Raw genomic sequence first — 18,329 nt, 5'->3', positions numbered from 1 at the left:
AGAGCCAACTGCCCCGCCGTGGCTCCGTCTCTTCAATATCCACTTTACATTCTGAGAAGTATCCTGAAAAGCCTTAACCTGATTTCGTAGGGGTGAGCTTATGGCTGCGAGCGATTTCAAGGACTACTACCAGATCCTGGGCGTCAGCCGAGATGCTTCTTTAGAGGAGATCAAGCGCGCCTATCGCAAGCTGGCTCGCCAGTATCACCCCGACGTTAACCCCGGCAACAAGGCAGCCGAGGAGCGCTTCAAGGAGATCAACGAAGCCTACGAGGTGCTCTCGGATCCGGACAAGCGGCGGCGCTACGACCAGTTTGGCCAGTACTGGCAACGGGTGGGCAGCGGTGCGGCGGCAGGGCCGGGCATGGAAGGATTTGCCCAGTACACCAACTTTGAGGACTTCATCAACGATCTGCTGGGCCGCATGGGATCCCGCCGCGGCGGCTTCCAGGGTTTCACCACCGGGTTTGGGCCGTTTGTCTCGGTGGATCTACCAGGGCAAGACGTAGAAGCCACGCTAGGCCTCACCTGGGCAGAAGCCTTCCACGGCACCCAAAAGCGGCTGAGCGTGGATGGCGAAACCCTCACCATCCGTATCCCTGCCGGCGCCAAACCCGGCAGCCGCATCCGCGTCAAGGGCAAAGGCCAATATAGCCCCTTCGGCGGGCCGAGGGGGGATCTCTACCTCACCCTGGAGCTGCCTCCCCACCCCTTCTTCCGCTTTGACGGCGACAACCTGCTCTGCGAGCTGCCCATCACGCCCGATGAGGCGGTTTTGGGCGGCACGGCGGAAGTGCCCACCCCCACCGGTCGGGTGCAACTGAAGATCCCTGCCGGCGTCGATAGCGGCCAAACCCTGCGGCTGCGCGGCCAAGGCTGGCGGGATCCCCAAGGGCAGCGAGGCGACCTGCTGGTGCGGCTAAAGGTTGTCACGCCCAAATCCCTCTCCCCCACTGAGCGGGATCTTTACGAGAAACTGCGGCAAAATCGGAGCTGGGATCCCCGCGCCTACTTGCAGGAGGTGAGGCTATGAGCTTGGCCATTGTGCGGTTGGAAGAACGCCTCTATACCTTTGAGCAGGCCAGCGAAGTAGCTGGGATCCCGCCCCACCTCTTGGAGTGGCTGCTGGCCCACGGTTTGGTGGAAGCCGAAAGCAGCTACCTCACTCCCCAGCAGCTCAGGCGCCTGCTCCAGATGATCCGTCTGCATCGCGACTTGGGCCTCAACTGGGTTGGGGCGGCGATGGTTTTGGACATGGCCCAGGAAATTGCCCGCCTCAGGGCGCAGCTCCACCACTACCGCGGGTTTTGAGGATCCCGGAACCCCTACGACAACCCCACTGAACCCTGCTCCTTGTCAACTTTAATTAAGGAGAACTCCTCATGGAACAGATCATCCGACGCAGCCAAGTGGTGGGCCTGCTGGCCCTGGATGGCAGCACCGCCACGGCCCTGGGCACCGTCGAAGAAATCTGGGTCGATCCCCAGGGACGGGTCTGCTACTTCACCAGCCAGCAGGGCTACACTCCCCTGGAGCAGATCTCGCTCATCGGGCCGGACGCGCTGCTGACCTACTCCGCCGTTTTCGCCACCCCGGCAACGCCCCTCAGCTCCCTCTACCGGCGCACGGTGCGCATTGGGGATCAGCCGGTGGGTTGGATTGAGGATTTTCTCTTCGACTGGGAGACCGGATCCATTGCTGCTTACATCCTGGGGGGCAGCATTGCTGAGCCCTGGGGAGGGCGCGCCGTCCTCTTACCTGAGGATGTAGAGGCGATCGACGTGGACGCGGTGGTGGTCAAGGAAGATGCTCCCCAGCGCCTCAAATCGGAGACTGAGGGCCTAAAGAACTTTTGGAGCGAAAAATCCCGCCAAGTCAAGCAGCTCATCCAGCGCATGGGGGATCGCCTCAAAGCCCTGGTCGGCCCCCAGGATCCGCCGGAGGTGGTGCGCGTCAAGGTCAAGCAGGTGCGAGACGAGCTGGCCAAAGGGGGCAAGTTTGACCTCTCCCTGCTGGATGAGGCGGCAGAGTTTTTGCAGCAAAAATGGACAACCTGGCAGCAGCGCCTCAGCCGCGCCGCCCAGCGCATGCAAGCTGCCCTCCAGGCCGCCTGGGAGAAACTAACCGAGTGATGCTCCAACTCCCCTCTCCCTTTGGGAGAGGGGGCGGGGGTGAGGGAGCACTCCCTTTGGGAGAGGGGGCGGGGGTGAGGGAATAGCCCCAGCTGACAGAGGGCAGGTTTTTCCGCTAGCATTAAAAGTCGCTGTCAATGCTCGGATCAGGTTTCAAGACCCGCAGGGGCACCTGTACGGCAAGGAAAAGGCATGACCTACGCGATTGTGGAAACCAGTGGCAAGCAGCTTTGGGTAGAGCCGGGGCGCTTTTACGACATCGATCGCCTGCCCGGCACAGAAGAGAACAGCCCTTTGACCCTGTCCCAGGTGTTGTTGATTAACCATGAGGGACAGGTGACCCTAGGCCGTCCCTATATTGCCGAGGCCGTGGTCAGGGCGCGGGTTCTGCAGCACCGCCGCGGCAACAAAATCATCGTCTACAAGATGCGGCCGAAGAAAAAGACCCGCAAGAAAAGAGGCCATCGGCAGCCGCTCACCCGTGTGCTGATCGAGTCCATCGAACTCAACGGGGCGCCACTGGCCGCCGCTCAGGCTGCCTCGCCATCCACTTCTGAGATGGCAATTGCTGCAGCCGGGATCCCCGAGGCGGAGGAATAGACCCTAAACTTAGGATCCCAACTTATCTTCGGCGACGACACACTTGCACAGGAGGCATTATGGCTCACAAGAAAGGAACCGGCAGCACCCGCAACGGCCGCGACTCCAATGCCAAGCGGCTGGGGGTGAAGTGCTTTGGCGGCGAGCTGGTGCATCCCGGCTACATCCTGGTGAGACAGCGGGGCACCAAGTTTCACCCAGGGGTGAACGTGCGCATCGGCGGCGATGACACTTTGTTTGCGGTAGCCACCGGCATTGTCACCTTTGAGCGCTACGGCAAACGGCGGCAGAAGGTGAGCGTTTACCCGGCTGAGGCGGCTGCCCAATAGGTGGCCTTTTTCCCCGTTCTGGCCAGGACAGCCCATTTGTCCCATCCCCCCCAAGCCAACAGAGGGATCCCAGCTTGGCCCAATGCCCAATTCTGTGTGGAGCGCCTGTGAGATCTGGGGCTGTGCGGGTGTACTTGTTTCGTGGCGTGGGGTTGCTCCACCTCATTGCCGGGGTGGCATACCTCTACTGGCGCATCACAGCCGGGCTGACCGGTCTGGGATCCCTTGTGTTTTGGGGGGCGGAGCTGTACGTTTGGCTGGCGGCGGTGGGCTTTATCCTCAGCCGCTATTCCCAGGTGCCGCGAAAGGGAGTGCCGACGCCGGAGGTGCTGCGGCGGGCGTTTTTTCAACTGCCGCGGGTGGATGTGCTGGTGATGCGCCAGCGGGATTCTGTGGAAGCGACCCGGCAGACGGTGCTCTCGGCCCTGCGCCTGGATTACCCCTGGGAGCGGCTGTTTGTCCATGTTGTGGATCGGGTGGAAGATGCGGAGATGGCCAAGGTGGCGCGGGCCATCCCCTGCGAGTACTGGCCTTGCCCCAGGCCAACCCTGGATCCCCTGGCTTACATGCTGGGATCCGGCCAGATCCAGGGAGAATATCTGCTGCTGTTGCAGCCGGGCCATTTTGTCGAGCCGGATTTTTTGTGGCAGACGTTGCCCCTGTTTTACGACTCGCCAGAGCGGGCTCCCATCGCCAATGCCACCGGCTTTGTGCAGGCGATGCTGCGCACCCTGGGCCGGCCCCAGGCCGTCCACCCCCTACAGCAGCTTTTGGCGGTGGGATCCCAAGGCTACCAGGCGGCACCGCTGCTGGGATCCGGCTGTCTCATTCGGCGGGCGGCTTTGGAGGGGATCCCGCAAATTGACATTCGCCGCCCTGTGCAGTTGGGGTGTCAGATGCACTGCCGCGGCTGGCAGTCCCACCTGGCTTGCCAGGCCCAGGTCACCGGCGTTTTGTTGCCCTTGCGCAACCGTCGCGTGGCTTTGCTGGCGATTTTTTCGGCCTTGCGGGAAAACCCCTTCTGGGGCAAGGCCACCACGCAGCAGCAGCGCTTCCAGTACCTGTGGCTGGCCCTCTGGGCCGCCGGCGGGGTGGCGGAGCTGGCCTATTTGGCGGTGCCCATCCTCTTTCTCTGCACGGGCTGGATGCCGGTGCCGGCCTTTGACAGGGTCTTTTTCGCCTGGTTTTTGCCCTATGCCCTGCTGGGGCGGATCACCTGGCTGCTGGCCTTCCCCCCCTCGCTGTGGGGGGCCGCGTGGCGGTCAGAACGGCAGACGGGCAGCCAGTTCTTCCAGTCTATCCAGGCGCTGGTGCAGAGCTTGCGAGGCGGGATCCCCTATCCTGAACAGCCGTCCCAGCTTTCCCTCGGCCCGCAGGCGCTGGCTATTGTGCTGACCTTGCTGGCGATGGGGGTGGGATCCCTGCGCTTTGCCGGCAACTGGGATCCGAGCTGGCCGGAGCTGATCTTTGGCTTGGTTTGGGCCTTCTACAACCTGATGATCCTGACAGTGCGCCCCGACGATCACGATTTTGCCGGCTTTGCCCTGTCCAGCAGCAGTGCGGCGACGGAAGAGAGCGCCAACCCCTAAACTGCCCAGCCAACATCCATTGGCTGCTGCAGAGATGGAATTGCAGGCTGCCGCAGCGGCTGGTGGGCAAACGCTATGCTGTGAGAAACATACAACGATTGACTCGGCACAGGTTGCCCCCAACTCTCCGGGGAGGCGTACCGGTGGAGAGGCGGGATCCCTGGCCAAGTTGCCCCTGATGTTTGCAGAATTGAACGCAGTTTTCTGGGTTTAAGAACGGCACACCTGTGGAGTCAGAAAGACCCCCCCTTCGACTGTTTCCCCTGGGCACAGATCCCCGGCAGCAAGGCTGTGCCTACTGGCTGGAGATGGGATCCCACCGCTTGCTCCTCGATTGCGGTTTGCCTGCTTCCTCCCTCTTCAAGGCCCTGCCAGGGATCCCGGACGCGGTGATCTGCAGCCACGCTCACTTTGACCATCTGCAGGGGCTGCCCGCCTTTCATCGTCGCTACCCGCAGGTGCCCCTCTACGCCACCCCGGTGACGGCTCATTTGGCCGGCGGGTTGTGGGAGCGCGGTGTTTGGCCAGGCTACGACCGGGATATTCGCTTTCCCCCTTTTCGGGCGCTGCCCTTTGGCCGGGCGCGGGAGATCTTGCCCCACCTGATGCTCACTTTCTTTGCGGCCGGGCACCTGCCAGGGGCGGCGGCAACCCTGCTGCAAAATACCCAGACCACTCCAGCCCAAACCTGCGTGTACACCGGCGACTGTTCCCTGGCCTCAACTCGCTTTGCCCCCGGCCTGGATCTCGCCGCTTTGCGCCACTGGCAGCCGGACGTGCTGCTCATCGAAGCCTCGCTGGGATCCACCCGCCATCCGCCCCGTCGTCATCTGGAAAATCGCCTGGTGGAGCGGTTGCTCAGCGCCCTGGAAGCGGGGCAAACGGTGCTGTTGCCGCTGCCGGTGTTGGGGCTGGGGCAGGAGCTGATCTTTCTCCTCAAGGCCCACCACCGCTTTACCCAATCTCCCCAAGCACTGAAGGTGTGGGTGGCGCCGGGTTTGGCGGCAGGCTGCGAGCTCTACGAACGCTTGCTCCTCTACCTGCCGGAGCCGGTGCGCAACTTCGCCACCTACCAGCGCTTGTTTTGGGAAGACCGCCTACAGCCACAGGTGCAGCCCCTCACGGAGGCGGATCCTCTGCCCCAAGGCCTGCTGCTGTGCGATGCCGATGCTGATCCCAAGGCCTGGGATCCCATCTGGTCCAGGTTGCTGGCCCAGCCGCAGCGCTCCTGCCTGCTGGTCCGGCTGCCGGAAGTGGAGCTGGCCACCCCGTTTGAGCGTTGGCCGGCACCGCTGCGCTCCCGCCTGGCGGTGGAATGGATGACCTGGCACAGCCACAACGATGTCGGGCATCTCACCCAGATCATCCACACCTTTCGCCCCCAACATCTGGTTTTGGTGCACGCCAGCCCCCAGCAAGCGCAGGATCTGGCGGATCTGCCAGAGCTGTGCAATCGCTACCATGTCCACTGCCCCCAGTCTGGCCATTGGCTAGAGCTGGCCGACGGGCGCCTGCAAACCCCGATCCAGCCCCCGGATGCTCCTGCCGAGGTCAGGGATCCCGCGGTGCGCTACGAGGGGGAGGTGGAAGAAATTTGGCAGGAACAGGGCCCGCCCCGCGCCTTGGCCGGAGTGCAGGTGCGTCTGCCGCCCCAGATCGCCCAGGATCCCCGCTGGGCCGCCTGGGCCGATACCGGCCTGGTGGAAGCCCGCTGGCAGGGATCCGAACTGGTGCTGCGCGGCCTTGCTCCACGGGAGCTGATCCGTCCGGCAGAGGCTGCCCCCGCCCCAGCAGGAATCATGTCGCGTCCAAAACAGACTTCTGCCTCCACCCATAACGGTGGCAGAAAGTGCCAGAACTGCCGCTTTGCCCGCCAGATCTTGACCTCACAAGCCCAAGCCTTTCGCTGCGACCAAGAGCGCTCTCCCCTCTACCGCCTCCGGGTGGATCCGCAAGGAAGCTGTCCTTACCATCAGCCGCTGGAAATCCGCTCTTCCGGTTAGCTTCCAACAAGCCCCGAAGCCACAGCAGCCCAAAGGCTAGAATGGGACAAGTCGCGGTAGCCACCATGCCTGAGCAACAACCCTGGGCAGCTCGCCGTCAGCGGCCAGTCGGATCCCTGGAGCGATCAGCCGACGCCTTGATCCCACCCCGCCCGCCCGTGGTGCAGATGGCTGGGGTGAACAAGGTCTACTCGCTGCCGGAAGGCAGCTTTCAGGCCCTCTACGACATCAACCTAACGATCTGGCCGAGAGAGTATTGCGCCATCATGGGGCCCTCGGGCTCCGGCAAGTCCACCCTGATGAACCTCATGGGCTGTTTGGATCGGCCCAGCTCAGGGCGCTACTGGCTGGACGGCGTGGAAGTCTCTACCCTGACGGATCGGGAGCTGGCCCGGATTCGCAACCAAAAGATCGGCTTTGTCTTCCAGCAGTTTCATCTGCTGCCTGTTCTGACAGCACTGGAAAACGTCATGCTCCCCTTGGCCTATGCCGGGATCCCGGAGCCAGAACAGCGCCGGCGGGCCAAGCAAGCTTTAGAACAAGTGGGCTTGGGGAGCAAACTGCACCAGCGCCCAGCCCAGCTCTCCGGGGGCCAGCAGCAGCGGGTGGCCATTGCCCGGGCCGTCGTCAACCGACCGCAACTGTTGTTGGCTGACGAGCCCACAGGAGCCCTGGACAGCCACACCGGTCAGGAAGTGCTCAACCTTTTTGCCGAGCTCCACCGCCAGGGCATTACCCTTGTCGTGGTTACCCATGACCTGAAAGTGGCCCAGGTCGCCCAGCGCATCATCCGAGTTGCCGATGGGCATTTGCTGGCCTAGGCCGGGATCCAACGGGGGCCTATCGGGAACGAGCCGGCTTGCGCTAGTCTAAACGCAACTGAGCGCTCGGCAGGATCGGCCCATGAAATTCATCGAAGATATCATCCGATTTTTGGAAACCCGTCTGGAGGAGTTTCTCAGGGCTCACCCCGAGATCGAGTTGCAAGCCCTCGACGAGCAGTTGCGCCAGCAGGAAGAGGATACTCGACGCCTATTACAGGAAAGCCGCGCTCAGAAGCAGGCCCTCAGCGAAGCTCTCGCCAAGCTGGGCGAGGAGATCAAGACCTGGCACTTTCGCATCGAAAAAGCTGAGCAGGCCAACCGCCCCGATCTGGCCGAAGGGGCACGCCGACGCGAAGCCGAACTGCTGCAGCAAGGGAGCCGGTTGTTCAACCAAGGGAAGTCCCTAGAGGAGAAAATCCGGCAACTGGAAGCTCTACTGCCGCAAATTGCCCAGCGCCGCCAAGAGGTACAAACCAAGCTACAAGAAGTCAAAGCCGCACAAGCCAAAACTGCCGCCGAGCGGGTTAGCCCCTGGGAAAAGCTGTTTGAGGAGGATAAATTGGAGGAAGAATTTCGTCGGCTGGAGATGCGGCTAGCGGTAGATAAGGAATTGGATGACATGAAGAAAAAGGTGGGGGAACAGAAGCGGCGATAGCAGCCCGACCTGTGCCCAGAAAAACTTTGTTAACCTCGAATCCAGTTGCAACAGCCAAACCAAAATCAAGCTGGGTGGAACCTATAATTTGAGCTCTCGCTCTTAAGAGCCGGAGCAAAATCGTTTTGGAGACTTGCTCCGCCACCGAACGAGAAGGAAAGCCCCTCTTCTCCACCAAGAGTGATACGCTATTGGGCATGAATGAGTTGTATCTGAATCACCCCACATTTGGTTTGCTCTACAGCCTGTGTCGGGTTGACGAAAGTCAGGCCATCTTCACCACCCTTTATGCTCAAAGGCTCTTTTTTCGGGTTTACTTCAAGCCGCCGGATAACAACGGGGATCCTGCTGCCGTGGAGGAGCTGGTCTTTGATCCGATTAGCCGTAACGAGGCTCGCCAACTCATCGAAGAGCAGATGCGCCTGCTGCGCCGCGCCGCTCGTCAAGACGAGCTAGAACAACTGCAGTTGATCTATAAGCAAACCTTTTCCTAGCGGGGCTCCTTCTGAGAGTCTGGCATGACCTTAGGGCAAGGGTTACGTCCCCCCAGACAGCCGCTTATGGCCACTTCAAACTAGATTAAGACACTTCCCACGCGTCCCTCGCCACTCCCCTCACCCCCAGCCCCTCTCCCTGAGGGAGAGGGGAGTCGAGAATAGCGCCCCGCGTCGCTGGCGCAAACGAAGCCTTGAAATGACGATAAAACCTAAAACTGGGACAGAAAGCGCAGGTCGCTGCTGTAGAACAGCCGGATATCTTGAATGCCGTGTAGGAGCATGGCCATTCGCTCGATGCCGATCCCTGCCGCAAACCCGGTGTAGCGCTCCGGGTCATAGCCCACCGCCTGAAACACATTGGGATCCACCATGCCACAGCCGAAAATCTCCAGCCACTTGGAGCCAAAGCGCACGTCCATCTCGGCGGAAGGCTCGGTGAAGGGAAAATAGCTGGGGCGAAAGCGGGTTTCTCGCTGGCCCAACAGGCGAGTGACGAACTCCTTGAGGGTACCCTTCAGGTCGCAAAAGGTGAGGTTCTCGCCCACCGCCAAAATTTCCATCTGGTGAAATACGGCAGAGTGGGTGGCATCGACGGTATCGCGGCGCATCACTCGCCCGGCATGGACAATGCGCAGCGGCGGCTGGTGCTGCTCCATGTAGCGCACCTGCACCGAAGAGGTTTGGGTGCGCATCAGATAGCCCTTTTCTAGGTAGAGGGTATCCTGCATGTCCCGCGCCGGGTGGTCGGCAGGGGTGTTGAGGGCCTCGAAGTTGTAGTACTCCGTCTCGATCTCCGGGCCGTGCACCACCGTGTAGCCCATCCCCACAAAAATATCCAGCATGCGGTCGATGGTGGCCTGCAAAGGGTGGATCCGCCCCAGAGGCCGACGCGGCCCCGGCATGGTGACATCCAGCCGCTCTGCTTCTAGGCGCTGCAGCAGTTGAGCTTCGCCAAGGGCCTGCTTGCGCTGCTCCAGGCTGGATTGGAGAGCCTCTTTGAAGGTGTTGGCCAAAGCGCCAATCGCAGGCCGTTCTTCTGGGGGCAGCTTCCCCATTCCTCCCAAGATCTTGGAGAGCTTGCCCTTTTTGCCCAGGTAGTCGATGCGGAGCTGCTCCAGAGCCTCCAGATCGGCGGCTTGTTCCACTTGGGCAAGAGCCTCGCTTTGCAGGGTGAGAAGCTGCTGGCGGAGCGTGTCTTTTGCGTCTTGCATGGGGCCAATTCCAAGGGCAGAAGGGATCCCCGAAGGGCTGAATAAGTCCCTACAAAAGTATCACAGGAGGAAGCCCGGTCTTGACACTCCCCCAACTAAAGTCGAGGGATTCTTACGCAGTCCATAGATGGACTCGCAAAGGCGCTGTCAAGACGCCCCTAGACGGTTCCTAAAGGCAAAGCCTTGAGGTTCCGCTTACTTGTTGACTTACAGCACTGTCCGGGTTTTTCACCGGGGTAGGTGCTTGCTTAGCAACGACTATAGCATTGGCAAGCGACTCAAGTCGCTCAAGGACTACGTCCCGCTAACGCGAACGGGCTTTTCCGCCTCGCACTACTCGCGTCAGCGGCGCGGAGCGCTTAGTAAGGGGCTACCAAGCTACTCCACCGTGTTGCAAAGGGCTACCTACTCCTTAATTGGTTGGCGATAGCGGGGCGGAGTCCGTATCTGGCAACAGACACCCCAAAGCATCACACCCTGCCGGCCCCTCTGCTGCCAGGGCGAGGTGGTGGTCATGGCGGGCCAGGGCCGCGAAGAAGTCGTCTGTCCTTCGTCTCGTGTTGACCTCGGCCACCAGCCGCTCGTAGGTGGCCTTGTCGATTTTCTCGAAGGGCAGGCGGGGGAAGGGGGCGTCGAAGCGGGCCAACAGCGCTGCGCTGATGTAGCCCTCGTCGTCGCGGATGGCCTCGTAAATGCGGGATCCCAGCGCCTCGATCTCGTCCTCCCGCAGCTCGATGGTGGCTGAGGTGTTGTGGGTAGTGTAGTACTTTTGCACCTGCATGTAGAAGTCAAACTGTGCCAGGGCAGAGAAGCGCTCAATCTCAATCTCCTCGGCGCCGGGCAAATTGGCCCACTCCACCTCCACCGGCAGCTCCACCAGCCACTCGGTACAGCGGGGATCAAAGGGATCGTTGAGCAGGTTGCCGTTTTCGTCCTTGTCCGCCTGGGCAGGCACTACCGAGTAGCCATAGTCCAGACAGGCGAGGGCCACGGGGTCGTTTTTGGCAAAGGTGATGCGGCGGATGTAGCGCTGGGCCTTGGGCGGGTGCCAGCCGGGCGAGGCGTTGGTGAGCAGGGATTTGGTGCCGGCGGGCTGCACGGTGGTGCAGCGGTTGGGACGGCGCAACCCGTGGCGGTCGCAGTAGTCCCAGACCACGCGGTGGACAACTTCCTTCCAAAAGCTGAGGTATTCCTGCTCCTGCTGCTTGAACTCCCGCCCCAGGGGCGTGTCCGGCCTCCCTTCTTGCCACCAGCGCAGCCAGTCTACCCCAAAGGCTTTGACGCAAAAGTCAAACAGACCGGTAAACGAGACGCCGACGATGGGATCCCACTCCCGCGAGCGCTGGAAGCGGGGCTCGACAAAGCGATGGTGCAATAGCGCCGCCACCGTCAGGGCCCCGGCTGTGAAGGCCTCCTCTTGTTCCTGGCGGTTGTGGGGATCCAGCCGGTTGAGGTGGATCTCAGCCAGGTTGCAGTGGAAGTCGCATCCAATGATCTCGCCGCAAGGGTTTAACCCATACCGCCGCAGCCGGTGCTCCAGTTCAGCCTCGGGCAGGGTTGGCCAGTGGTGTTTTAGCCAGCGTCGAGCTTCCTCTGGGTCTTGGGAAGCATAGATGTTGAGGAAGGTCTGTTTCAATTCTGGAGTGGCGAGCAGGTCGGCATTGGCCCGCGCCACAGCTTCCCCCGCCCACTGGATGGCTCCCTCGCCGGAGTAAAACTGCTTGCGCACCGCCGCAATGCACTCTTCTCGCGTTGGCTTGCGGTGGAACACACGCGTGTGGTTGGCCATGCGCAGGGCATCCCGCTCCGGGTCAATTCTCCAGTTGCCCTGCTCGTCCTGCTGCCAGAGGTTGTCCTTGGCGCTGGATCCCAGCTCGTCGTCGGCAGCAAATTGGCGCATGCCCGCGCTGTTGTGGGTGAGATAGCCATTGCAGTAAAAGCAATGGGCCTCTTCGACTTCAATGTCGTAAGTTCGTACCCAGTCATGGCTGCCTAGGCCCTTAACTGTAACGGGGATATCCAAATCCAACCCCGACTCAGCCAAGTATCGTTCATAGTTGGCTTCGACCGACCGAGCTCCTTGGAAGCCCATGCCGCGCATCTCAGTGTAGCTGTATACTTCCTGCAGCAGGGAACCCGGAATCGTAAAGCCATGCATCTCCAGCCCTTGGGGCAACTTCCCTTTAGCTGAGTAGGGAGCCACCAAGGCGTTGTACCGATCCTTGAACGCCGGTAGGGTAAGGCTGTATTGAACCTGCCAGTTCTCCTGCTGGGGGGGGAGGATTTTGAGTCGGCCTGCAATACCCAGACTGGAGAGAACAGCCGCCACTTGCAGGGCAAAGGAGCGGTGGACAGTTGTCAGCAATTGGGGGGGATGACTACGGGTTGACCCATCGCTGTCGATAAGGCCTGCCAGGTAAGCTGACCGTACCTCAACGGTGCCGCGCAGGATAAAGTCGGGAACTTGCAGGGGTTGCTTTGGTTTCTTGATGTGCCGCTCGAAATACTCCGCCAGCGGGATGCAGGAACACACAAACTTTGCCCTGTTCTCCCCTGGCCCATAGCTGCAGGTAGCTGTCAGCCCGAAGGCGGCTAGCGCCTGCTCCAGCTTTGCTTGGAGACGGGAAAGCAGCTCGGGATCCAGGGTATTGGCACTCCACTCCAGGTGACCGTAGGGCTTGCCGTGGAGATCGCGCCCCAGCGCAACATACCCATCCCCCTGGGTAAACCCAATGAGCCAGGCCACCTCTGGTGTCAGGGGCGGGATGTGCAGGGGCTTTGCGGTGGGGCTTTGTCTTGGACGAGGTGCCGTAAAGTCCTCAGGGAGGTGGGTAATGGTGCCGGGGAGAACTTGGGTGTTGTGCAGCAGACGATCCCCCTCGACTAACTCGTGGGTACTTTTCCATGCGATGTTCCCCCGAGCGTCTGCCAAAACCGCATGGCGGTGGTTCAAAGTTGAAAAGAAAGGAAGGGCATTGGTCTCTATTTCGTAAACTTCTTGGATCCCTTGGTCAAACTTGTTGACCACCCGACGAAACCCAAGGGGGGTCTGAACCCAATCGCCTACCTGCACATCCTTGATGGGCACCAGACCTTGTGAGGTGTGCACCAAGGCGTTTTCAGGTAAGCACCGCCGAATGTTCCCCGCCACAATCGTCACCGCCGCCTCGTCGATGAGCAGGCAGCACTCCACCGAGTTCAGTTGTCTGCCCACCGCTTTGTTGAGGATGGCGGCACAGCGCTCGTAGAGGCCGGGCAGCTTGATGGGGTTGGCCACCCCCCCAAACCCCTGTAGCCGCTCGCCGGCAGGGCGGACATCGCTCAAGTCCACCGTCACCTGGACCTCGCCGCCCAAGCTGGGATCCGCCGCCAGCTCCAGCAGCGCCTGGTAGGACTCCACCCAGCCCCGCCGGCTATCCCCCACCTGGATGTGCACTCGGGATCCCTGCCGCTGGATGCGGGTGTGCTCCTGCCGCTGCTCTCGGGGCGTGGCGCCGAGGGATCCCACCACCTGTACCTGCAGGCGGTTGAGGATGGGGGGCAAGCGGTTGATGAACTGGGGCTCCAGCACCGCCCCCGTGCCGCAGCCCATCATGGCCAGATCCATCATCAGGCCAAAAGAGCGCCAGTCCACCACGGTGGTGCTGGTGCAGTTGTAGGCGCCAGAGTAGTTTTCCGGCTTCTGGATCCAGTCGGTGCCCATCACCCACAGGGCCCGGCCCGAGATCAACGCCTTCAACTGCCGCTGCAGACGTTCCACCAGCTCCCGCTCCTGGGGAGTGAAGCGTCCTAGGCGGGCAATGTCAGCCAGGGTGCGATTGCAGACGTCGCTCCAGGTCTCGCGGCTGCCATCCGGGCGCCGCCGACTGTAGGTGCGGTAGAACACTGGAGCGGCCGTCGGAGCTGTTGCTGGGAACTCGCCCCCAGAATCTAGCGCTTGCCCTTGTAGCAAGGGCACCGCTTTGCTCTGTTCGCTTGAGCGGGACGAAATCGACACCATAGCCACACCCCTCCTGCAAAGCTGCCCGTGGAGCCCGACGAAACTGGCTTTTTGTTTTGATTTTCCTTGCCGGCCAGGGCCGTCCCAGAGGAGTTGCCCGACCCGCCGGCCATCCAAATGCCCAACTAGGCTATCACAATCGTCAAGGGGCAGGGGGTGTCGTGTGCTCTGGCTGTCTTCCCCAGCTCCCCCAAGGTGGGAGGATCCGTTACCAAGCCCTGGAAAGGGCTAGAGTGGAAAGGAAGGGATCCCCAGACAGAAGGGTTGCCTGCCGTCTTAAAACTGCGCCCTCCTGGGCAAAAGCTGTGTAGGGAGTTGAAGGCCATGACCAGTCGCCTGCGCATCGGTAGCTTGTGGGGGATCCCCTTTTTCATCGACTACACCTGGTTTCCGGCGGCTCTGTTGCTGGTGCTCTCCTACGGCGTGGTGACGGCGCTGGGGCTGTTTCTCTCCTTGCTGGCCCATGAGCTGGCCCACAGCCTGGTGGCCCGCGCCTACGGAGTAAGGGTTAACTCCATTACCCTGTTTATTTTTGGGGGCATGGCAGCGATTGAGCGGGAAGTCCCCCGTCCCCTCGGCGCTTTTTGCGTGGCGGTGGCAGGTCCCCTCCTCAGCCTGGGCCTGTTCCTCATCTTCAGCCTGGCCCGGGCTTGGGCTGTGCCGGAGTCGATGCTGGCCTCAACCCTCACCAACTTGGCTGCCATCAACTTGACGATTGCCCTGTTTAATCTGCTGCCGGGACTGCCTCTGGATGGAGGGCAAATGCTCAAGGCGGCCATCTGGGGTTGGACAGGGGATCGCCAACAGGGCATGATCTGGGCGGCTCGGGCCGGACAATTTGTCGGCTTTGGCCTGTTGGGGCTAGGGTTGTTGGCGGTCTTTGCTGGCAGCCTGAATGGCCTCTGGCTGGGACTGATCGGACTGTTTATTTTGAACACCGCCCGCCGCTACAGCCAGTATGCCCAGCTCCAGCAGGTGTTGGCCCGCCTGAAGGCTGCCGATGTGATGACCCGCCAGTTTCGGGTGTTGGATGCCAACATGAGCCTGCGGGAGTTTGTGGATCGCTACCTGGTGCCCTCTTCCCTCAAGCCGGAAGCCCCAGCTCAGCCAGCAGAGATTTATTTCGCCGAGGAAGACGGCCGCTACCGCGGGTTGGTCAGGCCAGAACTGCTCAACGACATCGAGCGCAGCCAGTGGGATCGCCTCACCCTCAAGGCCATTCTCAAGCCGATGGAGCAACTGCAGGGGGTACGAGAGGAGACCCCCATCCCCCAGGTGATTCAGATGATGCGCCAGGCAGAACCGCGCCGCATTTTGGTCTTCACGCCCAGCGGTGCCATTGCCGGCTTGATCGATCGGGGCGATGTGGTGGCCATGGCTGCCCGGCAGTTGGGGGTTCTGCTGCCCCAAGAGGTGGTGCAACGGGTGCGAGACAGCCAAGAGTGGCCCCCTGGATTTCAGGTGGAGGACAATCTGGCCGGCGAGGGATCCCCCAGTCTCTCTTGGCAGGGATCCCCAGATCTGCACAACGAGCCTTAAATGCCAAGAAAAGTAGTCTCAAATGCTATTTCGCGGCGACCTTTTCCCTCTATAATTAAGAGTGTTCTCTATTAGTTAAGAATTTTGAATCGCGCTCCTCGTCTTTTGCCCGCCTACACCCACCGACTGAGCAATGGGCTAGGCGTCATCCTTCATCCCATCCCGATTGCCGATTCTGTTACTGTTGATGTCTGGGTACGGGCAGGTGCACGCCATGAGCTGCCGGAGTGCCTGGGCATCTCCCATTTTCTGGAACACATGGTGTTTAAGGGCAGCGAGCGTTTGGCCCCCGGTGAGTTGGACTGGGCCGTTGAAGGACGGGGGGGAGTTACCAATGCGGCCACCAGCCAAGACTACACCCACTACTACATTACGGTGGCCGCTGCCGACCTGGCCGATACCTTGCCTTACCTGGCAGAGGTGGTTTTGCGGGCCGGGATCCCGGAGCAGGAGTTTGAGCGGGAGCGGCAGGTGGTCCTGGAGGAAATTCGCCGCGCCGCCGACAACCCCGACTACACCGCCTATCAGCTTCTGATGGAGACCGCCTACGGGGAGCACCCTTATGGACGACCGGTGTTGGGCACGCCAGAAAGCCTGATGCAACTGACCCCTGAGCTGCTGCGCGCCTACCACCGCGGCTGGTATCGGCCTGAATCCATGACGGTGGTGGTGACGGGTGGCCTCGAACCTGAAAAGGCGCTGGCTTTGGTGGAGGAGCAGTTTGGTGGCTCTGCCGCCGGGCCGGCAGCGGTCAGCCCCCCCATTCCGCCGCAGCCTCGTCCCCAAGGGATCCTGCGCCGGGAGAGCACCCATGTCCGCTTGGAGCAAGCCCGCCTGAAATTGGCCTGGCCCACCGTCGGCATTGACGATTGGCAAGAGGCCTGTGGCTTGGAGATGTTGGCTTCTGTGCTGGGAGATGGCCGTACTTCGCGGCTGGTTCATCTGCTGCGGGAACAGCGGGGCTGGGTGAGGGCCATTGGCTGTTCTTCGCTGGTGCTGAAGGAGGGAGGGCTTTTTTGTATCAGTGCCCAACTGGAGCCGGAGGATGTGGCGCGGGTGGAGGCGACCATCCTGCACGAGATTGAAAAGTTACAGCAGGATGGCATCGGCCAAGCGGAGTTGGATCGCACCCGACGCATGCTCACCCATGAGTTCTTGTTCTCCGCCGAGTCTCCCAGTCAACTGGCGAGTATCTATGGCTACTACGAGACGCTGAGTGGGGTGCAACGCATTCAAGAGTACCTGGAGTTGTTGCAATCTTTTACCCCGGCTCAGCTCCGGGAACTGGCCCAGCAATACTTGTCTCCGGAAGCTCATGTGGTCACCCTTCTCAAGCCAACTGCTCTGGATCCGGCGGCAGTCTCGGAGCTGCAACTGGCTTGTCGTTGAGCGCTACCTCGACGCCCCAGACCCTTGATTTTCGGATTTTGGACGGGGATCCCTTGCCTGCATGAACGCTACCCTGTTTGCCACCCAACGTGGCCGTCTACAGCGCGTCCTTTTGGCCAATGGCCTCACGCTGTTGCTGGGCCAGAACCCAACGGTGGAGATCTTGGCGGCCCACTGCTTTTTCCGCGGCGGCAGCCGGTCAGAGCGACCGCAGCAGGCGGGGGTGAGCCACTTGACGGCGGCTGTCCTCACCAAAGGGACACATCGGCACAACTCTCAGGCCATTGCCGCTTGGGTGGAATCGCTGGGAGCCTCGCTGGGGGTGGACAGCTCTGCCGACTGTTTCGAGGTCAGCCTGCGCTGTGTGGCTGCGGATTTTCCTGAGCTGCTGGGGTTGCTGGCGGAGCTCCTGCGGGATCCCAGCTTTCCCGAGGCGGAGGTGGCGCGGGAGCGGGATTTGATGCTGCAGGCCATTCGCGCCCAACAGGAACGGCCCTTCAGCTTGGCTTTTGATCGGGTGCGGCAAGCCCTCTACGGGGATCACCCCTACGCCCTACCGGGGCTGGGACGGCTGGAGACGGTGGGATCCCTGACCCGCGAGGATTTGGTAGCCTATCATGCGGCCCACTGTCGTCCCGATGGAATGGTGATAGTGGTGATCGGCCCAGAGCCGCCGGAGCAGATGGCTGCCCAAGTGGAAGCTGCTTTGGGAGACTGGGTTGTTCCCGGCCCCTCTCCAAAAGACCTGGATCTTCCCCTACCCCCTCTGAGGGAGCCGCAACTGCTGAAGCTGCCCCAGCCCACCCAGCAGACGACCCTCTTGATCGGCTTTCGCGGATCCCCTGCGGCTTCTGCGGATTATCCAGCCCTGAAATTGCTGGCCACCTACCTGGGCAGCGGTCTGTCCAGCCGCCTGTTTGTGGAGCTGCGGGAGCGCTGCGGCCTGGCCTATGAGGTCTCGGCTTTTTTTGCCACCCGTCGGGATCCCGCTCCTTTTGGGGTTTATATGGGCACTGCGGCGGAGAACACCCAGGTAGCCCTGGAGCGCCTGCAGGCAGAAATCCACCGTCTGCAGGCCAATCCGCTCCCCCCAGAAGAGATAGAAATGGCCCAGCGCAAGCTATTGGGCCAATACGCCCTCAGCAAACAAACCAATGCCCAAGTGGCGCAACTGGCCGGCTGGTACGAGATTTTGGGCTTGGGCATGGAGTTCGACCAGCAGTACTTGCAAGAGGTCAGGCAGCTCACCCCAGAGCAGCTCCATCAAGCTGCGAAAACCTATCTGACCAACCCGGCCATTGCCCTGGTGGGGCCGGAAGCTGCCTTAGCAGAAGTTGAGCTGGTGTTTTGAATGAACTACCCCACCGCGCAGGCGGGTGGGGTTTCCCCATCCGCTTTACGGCGAGATTTTTGTCTCTTCCTCTGCCCCAGTTGCTTCATTGATCCCGTGTACCGGGTCTGTGAAGTAGAGCTGAAGCATCCAAGACTCACGAGGCGGGTTCCCAACCCCGGTTGCTGTTCGCGGCAGCGGGACGGAGTCCAATTAGTAGCAACGTTGTAG

15 protein-coding genes are annotated in these 18,329 nt (G+C 61.4%); 13 read left to right on the top strand and 2 right to left on the bottom strand.

Annotated features, from left to right (window positions below):
- Positions 1-100 precede the first annotated feature (100 nt).
- From NW826_RS03760 to NW826_RS03715, 10 genes are all read left to right on the top strand, one after another.
- Complete coding sequence (locus tag NW826_RS03760) at positions 101-1,033, top strand: DnaJ C-terminal domain-containing protein (RefSeq protein ID WP_414336118.1); 933 nt, start codon at positions 101-103, stop codon at positions 1,031-1,033.
- Positions 1,030-1,311 (top strand): chaperone modulator CbpM, encoded by a 282-nt coding sequence (locus NW826_RS03755; protein ID WP_414336116.1) that lies wholly within the window; start codon positions 1,030-1,032, stop codon positions 1,309-1,311. Before NW826_RS03760 ends, NW826_RS03755 begins: the two co-directional genes overlap by 4 nt.
- 71 nt (positions 1,312-1,382) lie before the next feature.
- Positions 1,383-2,132 (top strand): photosystem reaction center subunit H, encoded by a 750-nt coding sequence (locus NW826_RS03750; RefSeq protein WP_414509475.1) that lies wholly within the window; start codon positions 1,383-1,385, stop codon positions 2,130-2,132.
- 192 nt (positions 2,133-2,324) lie between these two features.
- Positions 2,325-2,732 (top strand): 50S ribosomal protein L21, encoded by a 408-nt coding sequence (gene rplU / locus NW826_RS03745; RefSeq protein WP_414335739.1) that lies wholly within the window; start codon positions 2,325-2,327, stop codon positions 2,730-2,732.
- A gap of 59 nt (positions 2,733-2,791) precedes the next feature.
- Positions 2,792-3,061 carry a 50S ribosomal protein L27 gene (rpmA, locus tag NW826_RS03740; protein WP_414335737.1) on the top strand — a complete coding sequence of 90 codons (270 nt, stop codon included), beginning with the start codon at positions 2,792-2,794 and terminating at the stop codon, positions 3,059-3,061.
- A 107-nt stretch (positions 3,062-3,168) separates the two neighbouring features.
- Positions 3,169-4,650, top strand: coding sequence for a cellulose synthase (locus tag NW826_RS03735; RefSeq protein WP_414509474.1), 1,482 nt, complete (start codon positions 3,169-3,171; stop codon positions 4,648-4,650).
- 227 nt (positions 4,651-4,877) lie between these two features.
- Positions 4,878-6,653, top strand: coding sequence for an MBL fold metallo-hydrolase (locus NW826_RS03730; RefSeq protein WP_414509473.1), 1,776 nt, complete (start codon positions 4,878-4,880; stop codon positions 6,651-6,653).
- A 65-nt stretch (positions 6,654-6,718) separates the two neighbouring features.
- Positions 6,719-7,474: an ABC transporter ATP-binding protein gene (locus NW826_RS03725; protein ID WP_414509472.1), complete on the top strand. Its 756-nt coding sequence runs from the start codon at positions 6,719-6,721 to the stop codon at positions 7,472-7,474.
- 82 nt (positions 7,475-7,556) lie between these two features.
- Positions 7,557-8,132 (top strand): TIGR04376 family protein, encoded by a 576-nt coding sequence (locus tag NW826_RS03720; protein WP_414509471.1) that lies wholly within the window; start codon positions 7,557-7,559, stop codon positions 8,130-8,132.
- 197 nt (positions 8,133-8,329) lie between these two features.
- Positions 8,330-8,626, top strand: a complete 297-nt coding sequence (locus NW826_RS03715; RefSeq protein ID WP_414335729.1) for a PipX family protein — start codon at positions 8,330-8,332, stop codon at positions 8,624-8,626.
- 212 nt (positions 8,627-8,838) lie between these two features.
- Here NW826_RS03715 and pheS read toward each other — a convergent pair whose 3' ends face one another.
- Positions 8,839-9,840, bottom strand: coding sequence for a phenylalanine--tRNA ligase subunit alpha (gene pheS / locus NW826_RS03710; protein WP_414509470.1), 1,002 nt, complete (start codon positions 9,838-9,840; stop codon positions 8,839-8,841).
- A gap of 412 nt (positions 9,841-10,252) precedes the next feature.
- Positions 10,253-13,840 carry a ribonucleoside-triphosphate reductase, adenosylcobalamin-dependent gene (gene nrdJ, locus NW826_RS03705; RefSeq protein ID WP_414509469.1) on the bottom strand — a complete coding sequence of 1,196 codons (3,588 nt, stop codon included), beginning with the start codon at positions 13,838-13,840 and terminating at the stop codon, positions 10,253-10,255.
- Between the two features lie 324 nt (positions 13,841-14,164).
- Between nrdJ and NW826_RS03700 the strand changes: the two genes are divergently transcribed.
- The 3 genes from NW826_RS03700 (at position 14,165) to NW826_RS03690 (ending at position 18,119) form a co-directional block, all read left to right on the top strand.
- Positions 14,165-15,379 carry a site-2 protease family protein gene (locus NW826_RS03700; RefSeq protein ID WP_414335773.1) on the top strand — a complete coding sequence of 405 codons (1,215 nt, stop codon included), beginning with the start codon at positions 14,165-14,167 and terminating at the stop codon, positions 15,377-15,379.
- An 84-nt stretch (positions 15,380-15,463) separates the two neighbouring features.
- Positions 15,464-16,768 carry a M16 family metallopeptidase gene (locus NW826_RS03695; RefSeq protein WP_414509468.1) on the top strand — a complete coding sequence of 435 codons (1,305 nt, stop codon included), beginning with the start codon at positions 15,464-15,466 and terminating at the stop codon, positions 16,766-16,768.
- 61 nt (positions 16,769-16,829) lie between these two features.
- The gene (locus tag NW826_RS03690) at positions 16,830-18,119 is read left to right on the top strand and encodes a M16 family metallopeptidase (protein WP_414509467.1); all 1,290 of its coding nucleotides are present in this window, start codon (positions 16,830-16,832) and stop codon (positions 18,117-18,119) included.
- The last annotated feature ends 210 nt before the right edge of the window (positions 18,120-18,329 follow it).

This window comes from Synechococcus sp. OH20, from assembly GCF_047502685.1.
Lineage (GTDB): Bacteria > Cyanobacteriota > Cyanobacteriia > Thermostichales > Thermostichaceae > Thermostichus.
Note: the sequence above shows the minus strand (reverse complement) of the source record. Positions and strands in the feature narration are given on the sequence as shown.

Excerpts from the sequence above, each read along its gene's own strand:
- NW826_RS03690 (WP_414509467.1), top strand. The coding sequence starts at position 16,830 with ATGAACGCTACCCTGTTTGCCACCCAACGTGGCCGTCTACAGCGCGTC.
- NW826_RS03725 (WP_414509472.1), top strand. The coding sequence starts at position 6,719 with ATGCCTGAGCAACAACCCTGGGCAGCTCGCCGTCAGCGGCCAGTCGGA.
- rpmA (WP_414335737.1), top strand. The coding sequence starts at position 2,792 with ATGGCTCACAAGAAAGGAACCGGCAGCACCCGCAACGGCCGCGACTCC.
- rplU (WP_414335739.1), top strand. The coding sequence starts at position 2,325 with ATGACCTACGCGATTGTGGAAACCAGTGGCAAGCAGCTTTGGGTAGAG.
- NW826_RS03715 (WP_414335729.1), top strand. The coding sequence starts at position 8,330 with ATGAATGAGTTGTATCTGAATCACCCCACATTTGGTTTGCTCTACAGC.
- NW826_RS03700 (WP_414335773.1), top strand. The coding sequence starts at position 14,165 with ATGACCAGTCGCCTGCGCATCGGTAGCTTGTGGGGGATCCCCTTTTTC.
- NW826_RS03755 (WP_414336116.1), top strand. The coding sequence starts at position 1,030 with ATGAGCTTGGCCATTGTGCGGTTGGAAGAACGCCTCTATACCTTTGAG.
- NW826_RS03760 (WP_414336118.1), top strand. The coding sequence starts at position 101 with ATGGCTGCGAGCGATTTCAAGGACTACTACCAGATCCTGGGCGTCAGC.
- NW826_RS03750 (WP_414509475.1), top strand. The coding sequence starts at position 1,383 with ATGGAACAGATCATCCGACGCAGCCAAGTGGTGGGCCTGCTGGCCCTG.
- pheS (WP_414509470.1), bottom strand. The coding sequence starts at position 9,840 with ATGCAAGACGCAAAAGACACGCTCCGCCAGCAGCTTCTCACCCTGCAA.
- nrdJ (WP_414509469.1), bottom strand. The coding sequence starts at position 13,840 with ATGGTGTCGATTTCGTCCCGCTCAAGCGAACAGAGCAAAGCGGTGCCC.
- NW826_RS03720 (WP_414509471.1), top strand. The coding sequence starts at position 7,557 with ATGAAATTCATCGAAGATATCATCCGATTTTTGGAAACCCGTCTGGAG.